The sequence below is a fragment of the Kineosporia corallincola genome (assembly GCF_018499875.1).
In the GTDB taxonomy this organism is placed as follows: domain Bacteria; phylum Actinomycetota; class Actinomycetes; order Actinomycetales; family Kineosporiaceae; genus Kineosporia; species Kineosporia corallincola.
Genome location: NZ_JAHBAY010000002.1, coordinates 251,887 through 267,827, shown reverse-complemented (window position 1 = coordinate 267,827; position 15,941 = coordinate 251,887). Strand labels below are relative to the sequence as shown.

Here is a 15,941-nt window from a genome sequence, read left to right as displayed (position 1 = left end):
GTGCGGAGTGACGTGGGCACTCACCTGAGCGGGGACTGCGGCGCAGATGTGATCGGCGATCGCGACGGGGCTTTCGGCGCCGGGGTGAGGGGGCGCGGGCTGGGAGTGCGGGAACCGTTGCGGTATGCCGCGTTCCGGTGGCTGCTGGCCGCGCGCACGACGGGGATCCTGGGCAATGCCGTCGCCCCGATCGCGCTGGCCTTCGCGGTGCTCGACCTGACCGGGTCGGCCGCCGATCTCGGGCTGGTGGTGGCTTCCCGGTCGGTTGCGAACGTGGCGGTGCTGCTGCTGGGAGGAGTGGTCGCCGACCGGCTGCCGCGTCAGCTGGTCCTGGTCGGCACCTCGCTCGTGGCCGCGCTGACCCAGAGCACGGTCGCCGTTCTGGTGCTGACCGGCCAGGCCACCGTGCCGTGGCTGATGGTGCTGGGGGTGGCCAACGGAGCTGTCGCCGCGGTGAGCATGCCGGCGTCCTCGGCCCTGGTTCCCGACACCGTGCCACCGGAACTGCTGCGCCCGGCCAACGCCCTGCTGCGGCTGGGCCTCAACGGTGCGGGAATCCTGGGGGCCGCCGTGGGCGCGGGCCTGGTCGGCGCGCTCGGACCGGGATGGGGCCTGGCCGTCGACGCAACCGGATTCGCGCTCGCGGGAGCGCTGTTCGCGGTGATGTCCCGCACGATGCGCCACGCTCCGTCGTCCCCGTCCCGCTCACCACGGACGTCCACCGGAACCTCCCCCGAAACGTCCCAGCGAGCATCCGGCACGGGAGGGCCCGGCGACGGCGAGGGTTTGCCGGCCTGCGGCCCGGCGGCCTCGCGAACCCCCGCGACCGACGCACAGGCGTCCACCGGCGAGCGGGGTGGGGCCTCGGTGCTGGGGGATCTGCGGGAGGGGTGGCGGGAGTTCTCCGGGCGTCGCTGGGTGTGGGTGGTCGTGGCGCAGTTCGGTGTGCTGAACGCGGCGTTCGTGGGGGCCACGACGGTGCTGGGGCCGGTCGTGGCGGACGCCTCGTTCGGGCGGGCGGCGTGGGGCCTGGTGGTGGCGGCGCAGACCGTGGGGCTGGCCGGCGGGGCGCTGCTGGCCCTGCGCTGGCGGCCTCGGCACGCGCTGGGGATCGGGGTGGGGATGATGGCGCTGACGGCGGTCCCGGTGCTCGCGCTGGCGGTGAGTCCCCGGCTTGCGGTGCTGCTGGTGGCGTTCGCGGCCGGGGGCGTGGTGCTGGAGACCTTCGCAATCGCCTGGGACCAGGCGTTGCAGACCCATGTGCCGCGACAGGCGCTGTCGCGGGTGTACTCGTACGACGCGGTCGGCTCGTTCGTGGCGATCCCGCTGGGTGAGGCACTGGTGGGCCCGGCCGCTCACGCGGTGGGGACCCGGGCCACTTTGCTGGGGTGCGCGGCGGTGATCGTGCTGGCGTCGCTGGCCGCGGTGTCGGTGGGCAGTGTGCGCCGGCTGCCCACCGACGTCCCACCGACGTCCTCCAGCAGATCTGATCCGGTCTGACCCGGGGAAAATCGCTGGAACGACATCGGTGTCGGCCCGTACGGTGCAGTTACCGGACAGCCGCGCAGAACGGGAGGGCATGCCGTTGTACTCGGTGTGAGGTCTTGCGAGTGCTTGATGTCTGACCTGCTGACTTCTCATGATTGCCGGTGTACCTGCATGCCCAGAACCTGTTTCGTCCCCCGTCCCCTCCTGTCGCGTTCCGTGGTCCCGGTCGTCCTGGACCGCTCGCGGGTGCGGTTCCGTCCCGGTGTGCTGGAGCGGCTGCGCCGACGTGGTCATCACCGGGCGGGGCTGCGGGCCTGGCCGCTGCGTGACCCTCACCCCTACCGGCGGCACGCCCCCGGTGACCCGGGTGAGCCCGGCGGTGCCTGGCGCACGGGCCAGCGCGGTTCCCGCGGGAGCCGCAGGTTCGCGCAGGGCTGGGGCCGTTCGGTCCACCGCTACTGAACTCTCCCCCGAAACCCGCCGGGAGCCGGCGGATCCCGCCGTCCTGAGGGCGTCCCCGCACTGACCGCTGCTGACCGGCGGGTGCGGGGACGATCAGGTGAGGGTCTGGACGAGTTCGCTGCCGGTGGCGGTGTGCGTGATCCGGCCGTGGGCGCCGTTGACGATCGGCATGTACGGCTGCACGTGGCCGCAGTCGACGTCGGCGATGATCGGGACGCCGAGGCGGCCCAGGGCGTCCATGACCGCCTCGTCCTGGGTGAGAGTGGCGATGGCGGGGGCCGAGGTGCGCCCGACCAGGACCGCGGTGGCGGTGTCGAAGAATCCGTTCAGGCGCATGCCGTGCAGGTTGCGGCAGATGGTGGCCGCGTCGTCCCCGGCGGCCTCGACGTAGACGATCAGGCCCTGCGGTGACTGGCTCTCGGCGAACGTGGTGGCGTCGAGGTAGCGGGTGCCCGCGAGGTTGCAGAGGGTCTCGATGCAGCCGCCGATCAGCCGGCCCTCGGCGTGCACGTCGCCGTCGCCGTCCAGACGCCTCCAGCCGCCCTCGGCCGAGAGCGTCAGGTCCCGTACCTGCGGATGGCCGGCGTAGTCGACCCACTCGCTGGAGGGCCGGTAGCGGCCGGGCGGAACCTGCGTGAACGGCTCGCCCTGCGCGGCCGCGGTGATCTCGAGCCAGGACAGCAGACCCTGGGGCGTCCGGTAGGGGGTGTCCATCAGGTTGTTGCCGTGCACGCTGGCCGTTCCGGTCAGCAGCGTGAACGGGGCCAGGATCGTGGCCATGTCGGAGAATCCGACCAGCCAGGTCGGCTCGGCCTCACGCAGACGTTCCCAGTCCAGCAGGGGCAGCAGGTCGATCGCGGTCTCCCCACCCCACGGCGGCACCACGGCGCGGATGTCCGGGTCGGTGAGCATGGCCATCAGCTCGGCGGCGCGCTCGCCGGCGGGGGCGCTGACGTGAGTGGCGCCGTCCATGCACCGGCCCACGACCACCTCGTAACCGTGGGCCCGCACGTCGGCGATCGCCACGTCCAGGCGGGGACGCAACTGGTCGGGGACGCCGCTGGAGGGAGAGGTGATGCCGACCCGGTCACCAGGACGCAGGGGGCGGGGATATCGAACAGCCATCCCCCCAGTCTTTCAGCCGGCCCCACAGACGTGAGCAGACGTGAGCAGACGGGGCAGCAGACGTCAGCGCCGGCGGCGTGAGCGTTCCGGCGCAACGGGATTCGGGCCCAGATCCGCACCGCCGGTGATCGCCTGGCGTCTTACAGTGATGGCCGGGACGGCGAGGGGTGCCCTTTTGGACCATATTTGTGCAGAATATCGACGTCCGCACCGGGACGACCCGGGAATCAACCCTGACGAACGGATTCCTAGACCATGCGAAGAGTTTCCATCCGGACGATCACGATCGCGGCGGCCACCGCCGCCGCGCTGACGCTGGGCAACGGTGTGGCCGACGCGGCCGCGACGCCGGGCGCGCCGGGCGCGGGTGACGTGTACTTCCCCGACTACGGCAACGGCGGCTACGACGTCGGGCACTACGACGTGCGGGTGCGCTACCAGCCCGCGACCGACGAGCTGACCGGCACCACCACGATCGCGGCCGAGGCCACGCAGGACCTGTCACGGTTCAACCTCGACTTCGCCCTCGACGTCTCCTCGGTGCGGGTCAACAACCGGGCCGCGACCTTCCACACCGAGGGCGAGCACGAGCTGGTCGTCACCCCCGCCCGCCAGATCCCCGCCGGCAGTGACCTGAACGTCGTGGTCAAGTACGCCGGTATCCCCTCGCAGGTCGTGGCCGGCGGGTTCACCGGCTGGACCCGCACCGCCGACGGCGCCCTGGCGGTGAACGAGCCGGAGAGCGCCTGGTGGTGGTTCCCCAGCAACGACCACCCCAGCGACAAGGCCACCTACGACGTGTCCGTGCTGGCCCCCGACGACGTGCAGGTGATCAGCAACGGCACCCTGACCAGCGGGCCCACCGCCGAGCTCAAGGGCTGGAACCGCTGGTACTGGCGATCGGTCAAACCGCAGGCCACCTACCTGACCTACCTGGCGATCGGGAAGTACGACATCGAGACCGACACCGCCGCCGACGGTTCCCCGATCATCAACGCGTTCTCCACGTCGCTGGGCGACTTCGACGGCGCCGCCCGGGCCGGCATCAACCGCACCAACGAGATCATCGAGACCGAGGAACAGTGGTTCGGGGACTACCCGTTCGAGGCGCAGGGCGGCGTGGCCGCCCCGCCCGGGGCTCTCGGGTTCGCCCTGGAGACCCAGACCCGCCCGGTGTACGACGGACGGTTCTGGCGCCGCGGCGGCAACACCTACGTCGTCGCCCACGAACTGGCCCACCAGTGGTTCGGGGACTCGGTGTCGCTGGAGCAGTGGCGTGACATCTGGCTGAACGAGGGCTTCGCCAGCTACGCCGAGTGGCTGTGGTCGGAACACGAGGACGAGGGCACCCCGCAGGAACTGTTCGACTTCGTCTACGCCAGCTACCCCGCCGACGACGAGTTCTGGCAGGTCCTGCCCGGCGACCCGGGCTCGGACAAGGTCTTCGACGGCGCCGTGTACGACCGCGGCGCCCTCACCCTCCAGGCCCTGCGGGTGCAGATCGGCGACCAGGCGTTCTTCGAGATCCTGCACACCTGGCTGGCCGACCACCGCTACGGCAACGGCACCACCGACGACTTCATCGCGCTCGCCGAGAAGATCTCCGGCCAGGACCTGACCCAGCTGTTCACCACCTGGCTGTTCACGGCCGGGCGCCCCGACCTGAGCGCCACCACGAAACTGGCCCGCAGCAGCATCGCCGACACCGACGCCAGCCCGGCGCAGCCGAGGTCGTGGGACAGGATCCAGCAGGTTCACCAGGCACACGCCGCACTCGGCGCCTCGTGATGCACTGCGCTGCAACAGCATTCAGCTAGCCGTCCGACGGCGGGCAGCGGCAGGAACCGGCCGGCCGGTTCCTGCCGCTGTGGTGTCTGCCCAGGGTCAGGCTCAGGGTCACGCCGGGGGTCAACAGGGGACGACGCGAGCACCGGTACCCGCGCCGCGTCCGCCACGCCCGCGCCGCCGGCTGCCTGCCGCCGGACGTACCGGTCGGACCAGCCCCGCGAATAGGCCAGACTGCGGGGGTGAGCACGGAAAGCCCTGAACGTGAGACGAGCACCTGCCGGCTGGACGGGTGCGAGGAACCCCTGCCCCCGCGCCCCCGCGACGAGCTGGGCCGCCCCAAGGGCGGGCGCCGCGCCCGGTACTGCTCCAAGGCACACGCCGACGCCGCCTCCCGCCAGCGCCGCGCCAACGACCTGGCCGCCGTCGCCGACCCCCTGGCCCTGGCCAAGGAGGCCACCCAGGGAGTGCTGCCGGTCGCGAAACAGCTCAGCGAGCAGCTGACCGCCCTGATGGCCCGCTTCGAGCAGGCCGAGCAGGGCGCCCTGGCCCGCGTGCAGGCCGCCGAGACCGAGGCCGGCGAGGCCCACGCCGAGGCCGCCCGCGCCGCCGAGGGCGAACAGCAGGCCGAGCAGGCCCGCCGCGAGGCACTCGCCGCCGCCCGCACGGACCGCGAGGAGAAAGACCAGGCCCTGCGCCGCGCGAGCCAGGCCCAGGCCGAGGCCGAACGCATCCGCGACGAGACCTGGAAGCAGGTCGTCGAGCACGAACGCGCCCGCGGGCAGGCCGAGGCCGAGCTGAGCGTCGTCCACCAGCAGTTGGAGACCCTGCGCCGCGAGCACGGCGACCTGCTCGAGACCGCCCAGGAACAGCGCAACCGCGCCACCCAGCTCGACCTCCAGCTGGCCACCACCGGCGTCGAACTGCGCCAGGCCGGCGAGCGCGTGGCCGAGCTGAGCGCCCGCCTGGACCAGGAGACCCGGGCACGCGAGCAGGCCCGACATCAGGTCGCGGCGCTGGAGACGTCCCTGCACGCCGCCGAACAGCAGGCCGCGCGGCAGGCCCAGCACCAGGAACAGGCCCAGCAGGCCGCGCGCGCCGAGATCGCCGAGCTACGCGCCCAGCTGGCGGGTGCGGCCACCGCCGGCGCACCGCAGACACCGCCGGCCCCCGGGCAGCAGGTACCGGCCCGGCCGCCGGCCCGCCCGGTGGGAGCCCGCCGGCGCTCGCGGATCGCCGGGACCCGCCCGGCCAGGAACCCGCCGGGCTCCTGATCCCCGCGGTGCCCGGCGGCGCCCGGCGGCGAGGAGCCGCCGCATCCACCTGACCGCACGGCAGCCGGCTCGCGCCGAGCCGGCCGCGCGACCGGTGCGCCCAGCTGAGGTGCACCTGAAACGGGCCTGTGCGTCCGGGCCCGGCGAGGTCCGCGCACGCACGGGCCGGTCACAGCGGGAGGGATGACGACGGGTTTGCCCCTGGCGCCCGGAAAGCGTCCCCAGCATCATGTCCCGAATGACGGGTACGAAACACAAGATCAAGATCTGGTTCAAGTTCCCGCCTCGTCCAGGATGGCCCGACGACACCGAGGGCCTGTGGGCGACGCCGCTCAGCGGGCAGACCGCGCAGGTGGAGTCGGCGCCCTTCATGCAGGAGGGCGTGGCGCCCGGCGACGTGGTGCGGTTCGAGACCGACGAGTGGGGCCGGCACTGGGCCCTGGAACGGGTGCAGGCCTCCGGCCGGTGCGTGGTGCGCGTGCTGCCCGACGCCGCCGGGCCGCTCGGCGCCAGCGTGGAAGCGGTCAACGCGCAGTTCGAGGACTTCGCCCTGGCCTCCTGGGCATACAGCGAGGAACTGCCGCTGATCACGTTCGACGTGCCGGCCGACGCCGACTTCCGGGCGATCCGGGAGCGGCTCGATGCCGGCGCGGCCGGCGGCTGGTGGCAGTACGAGGTGGCCTGCGCCGACGAACACTGGTGGGCCGCCTGAACCACCCCGGCACGTCACGCACGGTAAATCAGGTGAAAACCAGACACCCGGGCCTCTAGGTTCACCGGGTGCGCCGAACCGCTGAGACCGAGGACCTCTCCACGCTCGTACCGGCTGCTCTGGGCCCGACCGCCCGGATCACCGGCATCGAACGGCTCCGCGGCGGCACCCGCAAGGGCGTGTACCGCGTCCACCTCGCCCCCAGTAACCCGGGCCCGGCCAGCGTGATCGTGTACAGCTGGGCCGCCGAGGAGAACTTCTGGCCCGGCGCCGGAACCCCCACCGCACCCGCAACCACCGCACCCGCAGCCCAGGACGAGCAGGGCGACCCGTTCGCCCCGGCCACCGGGCTGCGCCTGTTCCTCACCGCCCGCGACGCGCTGGACTCGGCCGGGGTCCGCACCGTGCACGTGCACCTGGCCGACGACTCCCACCGGCACTACCGCGCCGACGTCGCCGTGGTCGAGGACGCACCCGGCGGAACCCTCGAGCACCTGCTCTACCGCTCCCACGACCCGGCCGACCACGAACGCGGCCGCACCGCCCTGAAACACCTCGCGCACTCGCTGACCCTGATGCGCCAGTGCCGCGCCCCCGGGTACGGGCCGCTCGGGCATGCCAGCACACCCCGCGAGATTCCTTGCGAGCAGCTGATTCTCGAGCACGCCCTCGGCCACCTGGACGAGGCCGCCGACCGCGACCATCGCCTCGGCGCCGTGCGCGAACCACTGCGCGAGCTGCTGCACACCCTGCGCGCCCCGATCACGCCCCGCACGACGTACTCCCTCATCCACGGCGAACTCGGCCCCGACCACGTGCTGGTGGACGACGCCGGGCAGGCCCTCCTCATCGACATCGAGGGCCTGAAGTTCTTCGACGCCGAGTGGGAGCACGTGTTCCTCCAGATCCGCTTCAGCCCCGGCGACTACGCCCTGCTCGCCGGCCCACCGCACCAGACAGGCCTGGACCCGGCCCGGATGGCGCTGTACCGCCTGGCCATGCGGCTGTCGCTGGTGGCCGGGCCGTTACGGCTGCTGGACGGCGACTTCCCCGACCGTGAGGGCATGCAGGCCATCGCCGAGAGCAACGTGCAGGCCACCCTGGCCCTGCTCGCACAAGAACGAGCACGAGGATGAGCACGAGGATGAGCACGACCATGCGCGACTACGAAGACCTGGTGCACGAGGCCCTCACCGCCGACGTCACCGGCTGGGACTTCACCTGGCTCGACGGACGCGCCAGCGAGGAACGCCCACCCTGGGGATACACCCGGCAACTGGCCCAGCGACTGGCCCACGCCTCCAGCGCCCTGGACCTCGACACCGGCGGCGGGGAGATCATCGCGGCCGTCCCCACCCTGCCACCCCGGATGACCGTGACCGAGGGCTGGGAACCGAACGCCACCCGCGCCCGGGCCCTGCTGCAACCGCGCGGCGTACAGGTCGTGCACACCGGCACCGACCACCTGCCCTTCCCCGACGCCACGTTCGATCTGGTCACCAGCCGCCACCCGGTCGCACCCGCCTGGAACCAGATCGCCCGCGTCCTGCGCACCGACGGCACCTACTTCGCCCAGCACGTCGGCCCGGCCTCGGCACTCGAGCTGATCGAGCACTTCCTCGGCCCCCTGGCACCACCGTTCGCCCGCGACCCCGAACAGGAAACCGTGGACGCCCAACAGGCCGGCCTTCACGTCGTCCACCGTTCTACCGCCCGCTGCCGCATGGAGTTCCACGACATCGGCGCGATCGTCTGGATCCTGCGCAAGTGCGTGTGGTGGGTCCCCGACTTCAGCACCGAACGCTACGAACCCCAGCTACGCGCCCTGGACGCCCGGATGCGCGCGGGGGAGCCCGTGGTCGCCCACTCCACCCGCACCCTCTTCGAGGCCCGCCGGACGGAACGACCCGTAGCACAACCGTGATCATCCCCGGGCCCACCACCCCACACACGGGCAGGTGAGGTTAGCCTAAGCTCACCCCTCGTGCCCCCAGCGTCATCCCCACCCACCCGAACACCCCACCACCCCGCCGCCCTGACCACCCTGGCCGCTCTCACCCTCCTCGCGCTCGCCGCCATCGCCGCCAGCCTCATGTTCGGCAGCAGCCGCCTGGGCCCCGGACAGGTCATCACCACCCTCCTGCACCCCTCCGACCCCACCACCAGCGAACTGCACGCCATCGTCTACGGCGTCCGCATCCCCCGCACCGTCCTCGGCATCGTCGTCGGCACCTGCCTCGGCCTCGCCGGCGCCCTCATGCAGGGCCACACCCGCAACCCCCTCGCCGACCCCGGCCTCTTCGGCGTCTCCGCCGGCGCCGGACTCGCCGTCGTCATCGGCGTCTACCTCCTCGGCGTCACCGGCAGCAGCCTCGACGTCCTCTTCGCCCTGGCCGGCGCCCTCACCGCCAGCACCGCCGTCTTCGCCGTCACCGCCGCCGGCAGCGCAACCGCCAGCCCCGTCCCCCTCGCCCTGGCCGGCACCGCCGTCTCCGCCCTCCTCGACGCCCTCACCTCCTTCATCGTGCTGTCCGACCGCGACGCCCTCAACGCCTACCGGCTCTGGGTCACCGGCTCCCTGTCCGGCCGCGAACTCACCATCACCTGGTCCGTCCTGCCCTTCGCCCTCGCCGGACTCCTCCTGGCCCTCCTCAACAGCCGAGCCCTCGACAACCTCAGCCTCGGCACCGACATGGCCCAGGGACTCGGCGAGAACGTCATCCGCGCCCGCATCACCGGCCTGGCCGCCATCACCCTGCTCACCGCCGCGGCCACCGCCGCCGCCGGCCCCATCGGCTTCGCCGGCCTCGTCGTCCCCCACCTCGCCCGCGCCACCGTCGGCACCAGCCACCGCCACGTCCTGCCCGCCTGCGCCCTCCTCGGCACCACTCTCGTCCTCACCGCAGACGTCATCGGCCGCCTCATCGGCGGCATGGGCGAGATCGAGGTCGGCATCGTCCTGGCCGTCATCGGCGGCCCCTTCTTCATCGCCGTCGCCCGCCGCAAATCCCTGGCAGCCCTGTGAACACACCAGCCACCACCAACCAGCCCACCGACCAGCCCACCGACCAGCCCGGCATCACCCTCGGCCCCGTCGGCATCCCCTGGCGACCCCGCGCGCTCGCGGTCACCGTCGTGGCTCTGATCGTCCTGGCCGGCCTGATCGTCGCCGGCACCGCCGCCGGATCCGCCAGCCTCAGCCCGGCCGACGTCGTGCGCACCCTCCTGGGCAACGGCACCTACCCCCAGCACCTGATCGTGTTCGACCTGCGCCTGCCCCGGATCCTCACCGGCGTCCTGGTCGGCATCTGCCTCGGCACCGCCGGAGCCCTCACCCAGACCTTCACCAACAACCCCCTCGCCACCCCCGACGTCATCGGCGTCACCGCCGGCGCCTCCACCGGGGCCGTGGCCGCCATCCTCGTCGGCGGCGGCTCCTACGCCGTGTCCGACGCCGTGCTCGGCAGCGGCATCCCGGTCGCCGCCACCATCGGCGCCCTCACCGCCTCCGCCCTCGTCTACGGCCTGGGCTGGCGCGACGGCATCGACAGCTACCGGCTCATCCTCGTCGGCATCGGCGTCAGCTCGGTCCTGACCGCCCTCACCAGCTACCTGCTCGTGCGCGCCCAGATCACCGACGCCACCCGCGCCGCCGCCTGGCTGGTCGGCAGCCTGTCCGGCACCTCCTGGACCAGCCTCACACCCCTGGCCGTCGTCACCGCCGTCGCGGCGCCCCTGGCCGTGGCCTGCTCCGCGCCACTGGCCGTCGCCCAGCTCGGCGACGAGACCGCCACCGGCGTCGGCCTCGCCGTCCAGCGCCACCGGCTGCTCGTCATCGCCCTGGCCGTCCTGCTCACCGGAGCCGCCGTCGCCGCCGCCGGCCCCGTCGGGTTCGTCGCCTTCGTGGTGCCGCAGATCGCCCTGCGCACCACCGCCGCCTCCCGCCCCCCGATCCTGCTGTCCGGCCTCCTCGGCGCCTGCCTCGTCACCGCCGCCGACCTCGCCGCCCGCACCGCCTTCCCCTACCAGGTACCCGTCGGCCTGCTCACCACCCTGGTCGGCGCCCCCTACCTGATCTGGCTGCTCGTCCGCCACCGCAAGGAGATCGCCCGATGACCACCACCGTGCTGCGGGCCCAGGAGCTGAGCGTCGCCTACGACGGCAACCCCGTCATCACCGGACTCGACCTCAGCATCACCCGCGGCCAGATCACCACCCTCGTCGGAGCCAACGGCAGCGGAAAGTCCACCCTGCTCAAGACCCTCGGCCGCATCCTGAAACCCGCCGCCGGACAAGTGTTTCTGGACGACGAACCGATCACGGCCCTGGCCACCAAGGACGTCGCCCGCCGCCTCGCCGTGCTGCCCCAGACCCCCACCGCCCCGGCCGGCATCACCGTGCGCGACCTGGTCATGCGCGGCCGCAACCCGCACCAGACCTGGGCCCGCCCCTGGTCGGCGCACGACGCCCGCATCGTCACCGAGGCCCTCACCGCCACCGGCCTGGACCAGGTCGCCGACCGCGACGTCGCGGCCCTGTCCGGCGGCCAGCGCCAGCGCGTGTGGATCGCCCTGGTCGTGGCCCAGCAGGCACCCACCCTGCTGCTCGACGAGCCCACCACCTACCTCGACCTCACCCACCAGCTGTCCGTCCTCAGCCTGGTCCGCCGGATCAACACCGACACCGGCGCCACCGTCGTCATGGTCCTGCACGACCTGTCCCTGGCCGCCCGCTACTCCGACCGCCTGGTCGTGATGCACGCCGGAACCGTGGTCGCCGACGGCCCGCCCGCCGACGTCCTCACCCCCGCCACCCTGCTCCAGGCCTTCGACCTGCACGCCCGGGTGGTGCCCGACCCGGTCACCGGCACGCCCCTGGTCGTCCCCGAGTCCCACTGAAAACCCCTCACACAGAAGGTCCCCCGATGAGAAAACCCCGTGTCCTGCTCGCGATCCTGGCCGCCGCCACCATCGCCCTGACCGGCTGCGGCTCCTCCGGCAGCACCGGCGACGCCGACAGCGGCAGCGGTGACTCCAGCTGGAGCTACACCGACGACCTCGGCAACACCGTCACCCTCGACCACACCCCGACCAAGGTCGCCGGCCTCACCGACCCGCTGGTGTCGCTGATGAACTACGGCATCAAGCCGGTCGCCGCGTTCGGCTGGTCCACCGTGGACAAGGACCCGCGCTTCGAGAAGTTCGACGTCTCCGGCATCACCACCCTCGGCGCCACCTACGGCGAGATCGACGAGGAGAAGCTGATCGAGGCCGCCCCCGACGTCATCGTCACCACCGTGTACCCGACCGACGAGAAGGGCACGATTGACGACTCCCAGCCGCTCTACGGCTTCAACGACAAGGAACAGCAGGAGAAGATCGCCAAGATCGCCCCGGTGATCGCGATCAAGATGGGCGGAAAGGGCGCCGACGTCATCGCCTCCCAGGCCAGGCTGGCCCTGGCCCTGGGCGCCTCGCAAGACACCGTGGACGCCGCCAAGGCCACCTACGACCAGGCCGCCACCACGCTGAAGGACGCCGCGGCCGCCACCGACGTCACCGTCACCGTGCTCTACGGCGACGCCGACGGCGCCTACGTGGTCAAGCCCGCCGACGAGCCGATCACCGAGCTCTACCAGGAACTCGGCGTCACGTTCTTCGAGCCCACCCCGGAGGGCTACTACTGGGGCATCTACTCCTGGGAGAACGCCGGCAAGATCGGCGGCGACCTGATGCTGCTCCAGAAGGACGGCTACTCGAAGGAGGAGATGGCCAAGCAGGCCACCCTGGCCCAGACCCCGGCCTTCAAGGCCGGCCAGATCGAGAGCTTCACCAGCCCCGGCCTCGACTACGTGTCCCAGGCCGACTACATGACCACCCTGGCCGGCTACCTGGCCGACGCCAAGGTCGTCACGGACTGACGAACCGCCGGGTGAAGGGGGACAGGCCGCCCCTTCACCCGGCGCCCAGCACCGCCCGCACCGTGGGATCGTCCGGATCACCGGCGGTGTACCCGAGTGACCCGTCCTCGTTCAGCACCAGCCACAGGTCGGCATCCAGGCAGGTGGACGTGGTCACCTCCCGCAGCACCACCTCCGCGCCGCCACTGAGCGCCATCAGCTCACCGGTGCAGCCCAGCGTCGGGTACTCACTCACCCCGACCAGCTCACCCGGCATCCCCGCCCGCAGCGTCAGCACCACCGGATACCGGCGTTCCCCCTGCGTCGCAACACCTTTCCAGGTGCCGAGAAACCCGGCCGGGATCCCCAGGGAAACACCGGTGGACGACGCGCCAGAAGACGGCGCCGCCGGGAACGACACCAAAGACGCCCCGGGAGACGGGGAAGCGGACGACGGGGGAGCAGCCTCACCGGCGTCGTCACCCCGACTCACACCCAGCGCCACACCCAACCCCACCAGCGCACTGACCAGCGTGATCACCGCGGTGGCCAGCTCGATGCGCGACAACGACCAGGCCGCCGCGTCACCCCGCGCCGAACCACGTGCTGAACTCCGTACGGAGCCCCTTGCCGAACCACGTGCCGGCGAACCCATGACGCGTCTCCCGGAAACCGTGCGTGGAATGTCCAGATTCGCACGTCGCTCGCGGCACCGGTGCGGTTTTCCCCGGGAAAATTTTCGCCCGCGACAAAGCCTGTTATCGAAACTTGCCGGGTCTCCGTAGCGAGCCGCGAGCGAGTATCGCAGACTCTGGGGGACACCGATCTCACCGGGAGGATCCCGAATTGACCTGCATCGTCGGCATCACGGACGGCCGGACCGTCACCATCGGCGGCGACTCGGCCGGCAGCGACGGCTGGCACGTCGCCGTGCGCTCCGACTCCAAGGTGTTCCAGGTCGGGCCCTACGTCATGGGTTTCACCACGAGCTACCGGATGGGCCAGCTCCTGCGTTACTCCCTGACCATCGGCGAGCCCGACACCTGGGACGTCGACCGCTTCATGGCCACCACCTTCATCGACGCCGTGCGTGAGTGCCTCACCGCCGGCGGCTACGCCAAGAACGACTCCGGGCGCGAGGAGGGCGGGCAGTTCCTGGTCGGCATCCACGGCCGCCTCTACCTGGTGGACGAGGACTACCAGGTCGGGCACACCGTCGCCGGGTACGCCGCCGTCGGCTCCGGCTACCTGGTGGCCCTCGGCTCGCTGCACTCCACCGCCCAGACCGCCGAGCGGGCCGGACTCGACGCGCACCGCCGCGCGGTGATGGCACTGGCCGCCGCGGTCGAGCTGACCAGCGAGGTCAGACCGCCGTTCACGGTGATCCAGGCGTCCTGACCGTCGTGTACACCCCGGTCGGGGTGGAGTGGTAACCCTTCACCCCGACCGCCAGGGCCAGATCACCCCGCCACTCCCCCCGCTCCAGCGCCCGCTCGGCCACCGTGGCGAAATCGTGCACCGGCTGCCAGCCCAGTTCGGCCCGGGCCAGGGAGCTGTCGTACACCCGGTCCAGCACCGGCGGCAGCTGCCAGCCCCGCTCGTCGAACCGCGCACCCAGCCGTGGGAACAGCCGCCGCACCAAGCCCGCCGCATCGCGCCCGAGCATCTCCCGGTCGGCCTGCCCGAACGGCGTCGGCGCGCTCACCACGTACCGGCGAAAACCCAGCTCCGGCGCCCTTTCCGCGGCCAGCAGGTGCGCGCTCACCACGTCGGACAGCTCGACCCGCCGGTTCAGGAACTCGTTCACCTTGAGGTTCACGTCGGCAAAACGCTCCCGCGCGTCGTCCTGGTCGTCGGCCTCCGGGAAGAACCGCGACGTCTTCAGCACCACCACCGGCAGGCCCAGGTCGCGGGCCGCCAGCTCGCACAGGTCCTCGGCCGCCACCTTCGTGGCCCCGTAGATGTTCTTCACCAGCGGCCGCACTGCCTCGGTGATCCACGCCGCCGGCTCCCCCGGAGCCGGGCTCAGGGCCCGGCCGAACGTGCTGGTGCTGCTGGTGAACACGACGCCCCGCACACCGGCGGCCGCTGCGGCCTCCAGCACGTTCAGTGTGCCGCTCACGTTGACGTCGACGAAGTCCTGCCGCCCGTGCGAACCGACGTGCGGCTTGTGCAAAGTGGCCGTGTGCAGCACGAACTCCACGTCGTCCATCAATTCACGCACCAGCGCGCCGTCGGTGACCGACCCCACCACCGTCGTGAACGGCCCCGGCACCACGTCCAGCCCGACCACGTCGTGCCCCTGCTCGCGCAGCGTGCGGGCCAGCCCTTCACCGAGGTGCCCCGCCGCTCCGGTGATGAGGTGTCTGCTCATGATGAAGACCGTAGCTTGTAGCCTGTTATCACGACAATGGCTTATGGACGACGAAACCCCGCAGCCACTCGCTCGAGCAGCTCGACCGCCTCGTGCAGACCGGCCCTTTCCCCACCCAGGGCCTCGCCGACCAGCCCGGCCCAGTGCCGGTGCAGCCTGGTCACGTTGGAGGCCGCCAGCTCGGTCGGGTACAGCCTCACCAGACGCTGGTCGGCCGGGTCCGGTGTGCGGGTCACCATACCCTTCGCCTCCAGCCCCCGCACGGCCGCACTGAGGTTGCTGCGCTGGAGCCGCACCGCCTCGGCCGCCGCGCTCGGCGAGGTGCCGGGATGCGCGTCCACCCAGCGCATCACCATCGCCTCGACATTGGTCAGCTCGATGATGTCCGCCCCACGGTGCCCGTGCGGCTCCACCTCCCGGGCGATCACGAACACCAGGTCGGCCAGCCGCGCCAGGGTCCGCTCCCCCGGCTCCAGGTCACCGCCCCAAACCCTGCCACCGGCGCCGCCTTCGATGCCGCCGCTGGTGCCGCTGGCGCCGCCCGCAGTGCCGCCACCGTTGCCGCTCGCTTTCGCAGGCCCACCGGAGACGCCACCGGAGCCGCCGCCCGCGCTGCCATCCGCACCGCCGCCCGTCCTGCTACTCGAACCGCGACTCGAACCGCCGCCGGCCATGGCACTCACCTCGGTCGCTCCCATGCGCCCGTCCTTTCCCTCACCGCTGCCGCGCTCTTCCCCGCTGCCCCGCCGCCTCCCACTGCCGCCACTCCCCTGCCCCCCACTCCTCTGCCCCTCACCCCCTGCCCCCAAAGCCCTGCCCCCA

The 15,941-nt window shown here is 72.1% G+C and carries 16 protein-coding genes; 12 read left to right on the top strand and 4 right to left on the bottom strand.

What is annotated here, in order from left to right; all coding sequences use genetic code 11:
- Positions 1–99: 99 nt before the first annotated feature.
- A complete protein-coding gene (locus KIH74_RS05385; RefSeq protein ID WP_372492005.1) occupies positions 100–1,500 on the top strand; it encodes an MFS transporter in 1,401 nt (466 codons plus the stop codon).
- A 159-nt stretch (positions 1,501–1,659) separates the two neighbouring features.
- Positions 1,660–1,950, top strand: coding sequence for a hypothetical protein (locus KIH74_RS05380; protein WP_214154643.1), 291 nt, complete (start codon positions 1,660–1,662; stop codon positions 1,948–1,950).
- A 93-nt stretch (positions 1,951–2,043) separates the two neighbouring features.
- Here the strand turns inward: KIH74_RS05380 and KIH74_RS05375 are convergent, their stop codons facing one another.
- The gene (locus KIH74_RS05375) at positions 2,044–3,075 is read right to left on the bottom strand and encodes a S66 family peptidase (RefSeq protein ID WP_214154642.1); all 1,032 of its coding nucleotides are present in this window, start codon (positions 3,073–3,075) and stop codon (positions 2,044–2,046) included.
- Between the two features lie 255 nt (positions 3,076–3,330).
- On the opposite strand from KIH74_RS05375, the gene KIH74_RS05370 reads away from it, so the two are divergent.
- The 9 genes from KIH74_RS05370 to KIH74_RS05330 all read left to right on the top strand — a co-directional run bounded on the left by KIH74_RS05370 (position 3,331) and on the right by KIH74_RS05330 (position 12,766).
- Positions 3,331–4,863, top strand: coding sequence for a M1 family metallopeptidase (locus KIH74_RS05370; protein WP_214154641.1), 1,533 nt, complete (start codon positions 3,331–3,333; stop codon positions 4,861–4,863).
- 239 nt (positions 4,864–5,102) lie between these two features.
- Positions 5,103–6,134, top strand: a complete 1,032-nt coding sequence (locus KIH74_RS05365; protein WP_214154640.1) for a coiled-coil domain-containing protein — start codon at positions 5,103–5,105, stop codon at positions 6,132–6,134.
- Between the two features lie 238 nt (positions 6,135–6,372).
- Positions 6,373–6,846: a DUF4265 domain-containing protein gene (locus KIH74_RS05360; protein WP_214154639.1), complete on the top strand. Its 474-nt coding sequence runs from the start codon at positions 6,373–6,375 to the stop codon at positions 6,844–6,846.
- Between the two features lie 68 nt (positions 6,847–6,914).
- Positions 6,915–7,982: a phosphotransferase gene (locus KIH74_RS05355; protein WP_214154638.1), complete on the top strand. Its 1,068-nt coding sequence runs from the start codon at positions 6,915–6,917 to the stop codon at positions 7,980–7,982.
- Between the two features lie 20 nt (positions 7,983–8,002).
- Complete coding sequence (locus KIH74_RS05350; protein ID WP_214155010.1) at positions 8,003–8,770, top strand: class I SAM-dependent methyltransferase; 768 nt, start codon at positions 8,003–8,005, stop codon at positions 8,768–8,770.
- Between the two features lie 60 nt (positions 8,771–8,830).
- Positions 8,831–9,871: a FecCD family ABC transporter permease gene (locus KIH74_RS05345; RefSeq protein WP_214154637.1), complete on the top strand. Its 1,041-nt coding sequence runs from the start codon at positions 8,831–8,833 to the stop codon at positions 9,869–9,871.
- Positions 9,868–10,962, top strand: a complete 1,095-nt coding sequence (locus KIH74_RS05340) for a FecCD family ABC transporter permease (RefSeq protein ID WP_214154636.1) — start codon at positions 9,868–9,870, stop codon at positions 10,960–10,962. The genes KIH74_RS05345 and KIH74_RS05340 overlap by 4 nt, the downstream gene beginning before the upstream one ends.
- The gene (locus tag KIH74_RS05335) at positions 10,959–11,744 is read left to right on the top strand and encodes an ABC transporter ATP-binding protein (RefSeq protein ID WP_214154635.1); all 786 of its coding nucleotides are present in this window, start codon (positions 10,959–10,961) and stop codon (positions 11,742–11,744) included. The genes KIH74_RS05340 and KIH74_RS05335 overlap by 4 nt, the downstream gene beginning before the upstream one ends.
- A gap of 26 nt (positions 11,745–11,770) precedes the next feature.
- Positions 11,771–12,766: an ABC transporter substrate-binding protein gene (locus tag KIH74_RS05330; protein WP_214154634.1), complete on the top strand. Its 996-nt coding sequence runs from the start codon at positions 11,771–11,773 to the stop codon at positions 12,764–12,766.
- A 34-nt stretch (positions 12,767–12,800) separates the two neighbouring features.
- On the opposite strand, the gene KIH74_RS05325 is transcribed toward KIH74_RS05330, so the two are convergent.
- Positions 12,801–13,313, bottom strand: coding sequence for a hypothetical protein (locus KIH74_RS05325; protein ID WP_214154633.1), 513 nt, complete (start codon positions 13,311–13,313; stop codon positions 12,801–12,803).
- A 278-nt stretch (positions 13,314–13,591) separates the two neighbouring features.
- Here KIH74_RS05325 and KIH74_RS05320 point away from each other — a divergent pair, with 278 nt between their 5' ends.
- Positions 13,592–14,143, top strand: a complete 552-nt coding sequence (locus tag KIH74_RS05320) for a hypothetical protein (protein ID WP_214154632.1) — start codon at positions 13,592–13,594, stop codon at positions 14,141–14,143.
- Here KIH74_RS05320 and KIH74_RS05315 read toward each other — a convergent pair.
- Both KIH74_RS05315 and KIH74_RS05310 read right to left on the bottom strand, forming a co-directional pair.
- Complete coding sequence (locus KIH74_RS05315) at positions 14,121–15,119, bottom strand: NAD-dependent epimerase/dehydratase family protein (protein WP_214154631.1); 999 nt, start codon at positions 15,117–15,119, stop codon at positions 14,121–14,123. The two genes, KIH74_RS05320 and KIH74_RS05315, sit on opposite strands and share 23 nt — an antisense overlap.
- Positions 15,120–15,160: 41 nt before the next feature.
- A complete protein-coding gene (locus KIH74_RS05310) occupies positions 15,161–15,817 on the bottom strand; it encodes a MarR family winged helix-turn-helix transcriptional regulator (RefSeq protein WP_214154630.1) in 657 nt (218 codons plus the stop codon).
- Between the last annotated feature and the right edge of the window lie 124 nt (positions 15,818–15,941).